This window comes from Chthoniobacter sp. (assembly GCF_040003245.1).
Classification (GTDB): domain Bacteria; phylum Verrucomicrobiota; class Verrucomicrobiia; order Chthoniobacterales; family Chthoniobacteraceae; genus Chthoniobacter.
In genome coordinates, this window is sequence record NZ_JBDUCX010000362.1 from 1 (window position 1) to 4,650 (window position 4,650).

Annotated in this window: 4 protein-coding genes and 1 pseudogene; 3 read left to right on the forward strand and 2 right to left on the reverse strand. The window is 62.8% G+C overall.

The annotated features are described in order from the left end of the window. Nucleotides 1–1,137: SUMF1/EgtB/PvdO family nonheme iron enzyme (locus ABJF10_RS29420; RefSeq protein ID WP_348548173.1), on the forward strand; the 1,137-nt coding region annotated here is incomplete at its 5' end. Between the two features lie 4 nt (nt 1,138–1,141). On the opposite strand, the gene ABJF10_RS29425 is transcribed toward ABJF10_RS29420, so the two are convergent. Further along, the gene (locus tag ABJF10_RS29425; protein ID WP_348548174.1) at nt 1,142–1,987 is read right to left on the reverse strand and encodes a glycerophosphodiester phosphodiesterase family protein; all 846 of its coding nucleotides are present in this window, start codon (nt 1,985–1,987) and stop codon (nt 1,142–1,144) included. A 4-nt stretch (nt 1,988–1,991) separates the two neighbouring features. Further along, nucleotides 1,992–3,053 (reverse strand): NAD(P)-dependent oxidoreductase, encoded by a 1,062-nt coding sequence (locus ABJF10_RS29430; RefSeq protein WP_348548175.1) that lies wholly within the window; start codon nt 3,051–3,053, stop codon nt 1,992–1,994. A gap of 243 nt (nt 3,054–3,296) precedes the next feature. Here ABJF10_RS29430 and ABJF10_RS29435 point away from each other — a divergent pair, with 243 nt between their 5' ends. Both ABJF10_RS29435 and ABJF10_RS29440 read left to right on the forward strand, forming a co-directional pair. Continuing rightward, on the forward strand, nt 3,297–3,782 hold the full coding sequence (locus ABJF10_RS29435) for a group III truncated hemoglobin (protein ID WP_348548176.1): 486 nt from the start codon (nt 3,297–3,299) through the stop codon (nt 3,780–3,782). Between the two features lie 79 nt (nt 3,783–3,861). Next, nucleotides 3,862–4,650 (forward strand): annotated as a pseudogene (locus tag ABJF10_RS29440) (hypothetical protein); the annotation flags it as partial.

Consider the following 4,650-nt stretch of genomic DNA (forward strand, 5'->3'; position numbering starts at 1 on the left):
GAACTCGATGGCGTGCGCGTTTTCAAGCCGGAGACCGTCAAGCTCTTCACCAGCGCGCAAAGCCCGCCCGGCCTCACCAGCCCCGACGCGAAGAACCTCCCCGTGCGCCGCGGCCTCGTCTGGGACATCGACACGCCCTACCGCACGCCGCGGCACGACTACACCCTGGAGCGCGGCGCGTTATTCCCCATCGGCGGCTACGGCCACACCGGCTGGACCGGGCAGATGCTCTGGTTCGACCCCTTCTCCCGCACCTTCGTCATCTTCCTGTGCAACCGCTACGTCGCAGGCGCCGCCGACACCCGGCCCGCCGTCTATCAACTGCACCACCGCATCTCCACCCTCGCCGCCGAAGCCGTGCGGGACTTCGACTTCAAGAACGTGCCCGGCGCGCTGCCCGATCATGCCGCACCCAACAAGCCTTTCACCAACAGCCTCGGGATGAAGTTCGTGCCTCTTGCGGGAACGCCGACCCTCATCTGCATCCACGAAACGCGCCGCGCGGACTATGCGCGCTATGTCGCCGAGAATCCAAACGCCGACCCGTCATGGAAGGACGCGAAGCTCGGCAGCCTCTCCGCCACCGCCGGTGATGATCATCCCGTGGTAAATGTCAGTTGGGACGATGCGACCGCTTTCTGCCAATGGCTGAGCCAAAAGGAAGGCCGCAAGTATCGCCTGCCGACCGATCGCGAATGGAGCATCGCCGTCGGCCTCGGCGAACAGGAGTCCGCCGATGGCGGCACCCCGCAAAGCCTCAGCGGCAAAGTCTCGGGCGTCTATCCGTGGGGCACGCAATGGCCGCCCACGAAAGGCGCGGGCAACTACGCCGACACCGATTGCCAGACGCAGTACCCCCATGAAAAAATCATCGCCGACTATACGGATGGCTTCGCGGTCACCTCACCCGTGATGAGCTTCCCACCCAACGCATTGGGCATCTACGATCTCGGCGGCAGCGTGTGGGAATGGTGCGAGGACTTCTTCAATGCCGACCAGAAAGACCACGTCCTGCGCGGCGCCTCCTGGGGTAGCAGCGCTCCCAAGCCGCTGCTCTCCTCCTTTCGCGGCAACCAACCCTCCACCCGCCGCTGGCGCTGCGATGGGTTCCGCTGCGTTTTGGAAGGAAGCCCGTAAGGAGTCAGCGCGTCAGCGGTAGAATGCCGAACTCCTGCGCGATGGGCAACGCGCTGGCGGGATCGTTGACGAGCGGGAAGTCCACGCCGGCATTCCATTGGCGGCGCAGGCCCTCGGGTGTCTCGTCGTGGTAGTAGTTCACGCGCACGCCCGCGGCCTTCAGCACTTTCACGTCGTCGATCGGGACTTCGCCTTTGCCGAGCAATTGAATGAAGGCCGCCTTCATCGCGATCGTCTCCCTCGCATACTCGGCCGAGTTTCCCTGACGCTCCATGTTGCAGATGAGGATGTCCGGGACGACTTCGCGCGCCGCCCGCGCTGCAGCGGCGGTGGCGGCGAGAAAGGCCTGGCGCTGCCGGCCCACGCTCTTGATCACACGGGCTGTCGCAGCGCCGAGCGCCGCGCCGCCCTTGAGGTGGCAATTCAGCCACACATCGCGCGGCATCATCGCCAGCGTTTCTTCAAACGTGGGAATCCGTGTGCCCTTGAAGCGCTCATCCATCCGGGCACCGGCATCCAGACCCCGCAGTTCGGCGAGTGTGAGATCGGACACCTTGCCATTGCCGTTGGTCGTGCGATCCACCGTGGGATCGTGCATGAGCACGAGAGCGCCATCGCGGGTGAGTTGCACATCAAACTCGATCATGTGCGCGCCGAGCCGCAGCGCTTCCGCGAAGGCCGGCAACGTGTTCTCCGGATGTGTGCTCGACGCGCCGCGATGCGCACAAAGTCCGCGCTCGGGCAGCGCCGGATCTGCGGCGGCTGCGCGTTGACGCCATGCGAGGCAGACGGCAAACGCGCCGCTGGAAGTCAGGAAGTTTCGGCGTGTGATGATTTGCGAGTGCTTCACAAGATCAGGTCTGCGGCAGCGGATTGATGGTATTGATCGCCTCCCCTGCCAGAAAGGCGCGGATGTTTTCAATCGTCACCTGGTCGATCCGCTCCACCGCTTCGACACTATTGAAGGCGACGTGCGGGGTGAAAACGACATCGGGTCGCGCGAGCAGAGCTTCGTTGCGATGCAGTGAGCGCAGTTCCTCGAGCCGTTCCGGATCACGCTGATGGCGTTCCTCGGGAGACGATGGGTCCGCGTGAAGAAACTCAATGATCTGATCGGTGATGACGTGCGACGCGGCTTTCTGAAAGACGCGCTCATCCTCCAGCACATCCAGCCCGGCGCCGGCCACTCGCCCGCTGTCCAAAGCTTCCAGCAGAGCCGCCGTGTCGATCACCCCACCGCGTGCGGTGTTGATCACGATCACGCCTTCGCGGCACTTGGCAAAGGCTTCGCGGTCGAGCAGGTGAACCGTCGCGGGAGTGAGCGGCACATGGAGCGTGAGGACATGACTGCGCCGTAGCAGCTCGTCGAGCGAGGTGTAAGTATAGCCGAGAAGGCTGGCGATCACGTCGGCGGGTTTGGAATCGAAGGCGAGCACCTCCATGCCAAAGGCGCGGCCGAGTCGTGCGACATGCAGCCCGATGCGCCCCGTGCCAATGACGCCGAGCGTTTTCCCGTGCAAATCGAACCCGCGCAGTTCTTCAAAAGAAAATCGCCCGATGCGCTTGGCCGTGGCCACCTCGCGAAGCCGGCGCGTCAGCGAAAGGATTAACGCGAAGGTGTGCTCCGCGACCGTGTTCTCGCCATAGCTCGGGACCGAACAAACGACGATACCGCGCTCGCTACAGGCGGCGAGATCGATGTGATCGTAGCCCGATGAACGCGTGGCGATGAAGCGCAGCTTTGGGTGCGCCGCCAAAAAGCCACCATCAATGCGCGCCCAAAAAAGAATGACGAGCATCTCCGCCTCTTCGCCGACTTCCTCCAGCGAGCCGACAAATCGCAATTCATGCCCGTCAAGCTGTTCGCGGAAGCGCTCCTCCGAGGGAGATCCTGTTCGCGTAAAATAAATTGTCATCGCCGGAGCTTAAGTCACGGCAGCTTCCTGCGGAAGGCTCGGCATTCCCGCAGTGCTCTCGCCAGTGGTTTCGGTGGTTGGTCTCGTGTGCATGTCCGGGGACAAACGTGATGAATGTAGAATCCACGACGGTCATGTTTGATGAGGATCAAGATTCCCTGATGTGCGTTTCGTTTGACCCAAGTCAAACTTCGCGCCGCCTGCCTCTCGCACATGCGGCGAATGGCCGTAGCTTTCGTGACTATGACTTCCGACGACCTGCCCCTCGCCCCTCGTGCCGATCTCACCGGCCGCGCGGACATCGAGCGGCTCGTGGATGCCTTCTACGACAAGGTTCGCCACGATGATTTGCTCGGGTTCATCTTCAATGACGTGGCCAGGACGGATTGGGCCGCGCACTTGCCGAAGATGTATGCGTTCTGGGAGACGATGATTTTTCGCAGCGGCGGATTCACCGGAAATCCGCTCGCCACACACGCCCGGCTCGTGCCGCTGACGACGATGGGACGACCGCAATTCGACCGCTGGCTCGCACTCTTCTCCACGACGGTGGACGAGCTGTTTGCGGGAGAGAAAGCCGAGCACATCAAAAATTGCGCGGCTGACATGGCCAACGTCATCCACGCGAAGATCAACGGCGTCGAACAGGAGCGCTACGATTACTCAAAGCTCACGCCCGAGCAGCGTGCCCGCTACGCCAGCTACAAGCCAAAGGTCTTAGTGCCGTGACGGAGATGAACAGGAATGCAGTAGTGCTCACCGCGATCTGGGGAAGCGCTGAAGTAGACCGGGCACCCCTCAGCACATCATGAGCACCTCCATCCAATTGCTTGCCGCGGTCATCCTGGGGATCGCCCTTGGTGAAAGCGCCTTTTCCCAGACTGCGCCGACGACGGCCGTGAAGAACGGCGAGCAGCCTGAGCGAACCGTCGCGGAGGATGCCGCAGTTCTCGAAAAAGGACGCCTCAGTGCTAGGCAGAAGGCGCTGGCGAGACTTGGTGTCCATGCCGACCCAAGCGCCGACAAAGTGCTGCTCGCGCAATTCGACCGCTATCGCGCAGGCGACCTTCCGGTCGCGCTGTGGCTCGATTTGTTTGAGGCCGCGGCGAAGCGCGACAACGCGGACTTAAAATCCCGGCTCGCCGAACGCGCGCAGGACCTCGACAAGACGACCGACCCACTGGTGCGCTTCCGCGAATGCCTCGAAGGCGGCGACGCCGACGAGGGCCGCGTCATCTTCACCAAAAAGCCGGAGGCGGGCTGCATCCGCTGCCACTCGGTGGATGGCAAAGGCGGGGCGATCGGCCCCGACCTGACGTGGCTTCGGCATTCCACCGACCGCATCCTCGTCCTCGAGTCCCTGATCATTCCGAATTCGAGCCTCGCGCTCGGTTTTCAACCCGCATTGCTCAAGCTGAAAAATGGCGAGGAAATCTCCGGCGTGATCACTTTTGAAACCGGCGATGACCTCACGCTCACGTCGGTGGTCGATGGCAAGAAGCGCAAACTGAAGACCGCAGACATCGCCGAGCGCACTCCGCTGCCCAGCCCGATGCCGCCTCACTTCGGCGCGGTGCTGACCAAGCGCGAAATCCGC